1 protein-coding gene is annotated in these 1,151 nt (G+C 38.8%); it reads right to left on the reverse strand.

Annotated elements, in window-relative coordinates; genetic code table 11:
• Positions 1-233: 233 nt before the first annotated feature.
• Positions 234-1,151, reverse strand: a 918-nt coding sequence (locus tag QMG11_RS19985) for an RHS repeat-associated core domain-containing protein (protein WP_281838224.1), incomplete at its 5' end; no start/stop codon positions are given.

Raw genomic sequence — 1,151 nt, forward strand, 5'->3', positions numbered from 1 at the left:
CCGCTACCATCAAATATGTTTATCTTAGAAACGCCATTTTCATTTACTTCTACCAAGGGCAGCCATCCTAATCCATGAATATATTTCATTTTCCCTCCTTAACTTTATTCTTGAGTTACTCCAAAAGATGGATAAACGTCTAATTTAAAAGAAGCTGATTTAAGAAAGCTACTAAAATCTTGCTCTTTTGTTTTATAAGAAACCTTCTAATAAAAAGATTTCATAGTAAGAAGTTACTCTATTCTTGGCAGCCTCACTCTTGCTCCCTCTCCTAAATATTCCCCCGGTGCAAATCTGGTTGCTTCTTGATACGAAGGAAGTCCCTTAGTAGCAACTTCATAAGAAGGCAGTTCACCAACCTCGCCATTAACATTTATGTGAACTTTAATTTCTCTTTCTCTTAATTTCATAGGGACGTCTTCCCCTCCATAGAGCGCTCCTAACATTTTTTCAACTCTCAGTTTCATTAATTCTGGATCGTTTATCTCATGAGAATAGGATTTTATTTTTATCTTTTTAATCATACCATCCCTAATCTTCATAATTCCTAATAAAGAGGTTTCACCTATATTTAACTCAGGATTTCGACCATTCATTTCTTCAATTATAGTGTAGTGACTCTGGTCACCTACAAGGACTTCTTTGACATAAGTTATCAGCTCACTAGACATAGCAAAGTGATATTTACCTTCAAGCTCATCTAAAGTAACCCTAGTTCTATGACTGATACCTCCAACCCTTCCTTTCTGTACCCAAAGTCGCTGAAAAGCACCTCCGTACCCTTTTGCGGGACGCTGTATTAGTTTTAAACCTTGACTCTTACCTATTGGAGGACTACTTAAAATTGAATCTAGAGTTACAGTGTATTTCCATTTTATAATCTTAGGAGCCTTACCATCTGGGTCTACATAGTTAATAGGGTTACTTCTTGCATACTCATAGGGGCTAATCCCTTCCCTTGCTGGGTCTAGACTGTTAAACCTTCCCGTTGCAGGGTCATACTCCCTTGCCAGGTAGTTGTACTCCCCTGCTTCCTCATCCCACTCCTGTCCCGTGTACCTGTACCTTATATCCCCTACATTTCCCGATACTGCTGTCTCTCCAAAGTCGGAGTAATTAAATTCCCCTCTCTTTACTCCACTCTCATCTGC

The organism is Propionigenium maris DSM 9537 (assembly GCF_027925155.1).
In the GTDB taxonomy this organism is placed as follows: Bacteria; Fusobacteriota; Fusobacteriia; order Fusobacteriales; family Fusobacteriaceae; genus Propionigenium; species Propionigenium maris.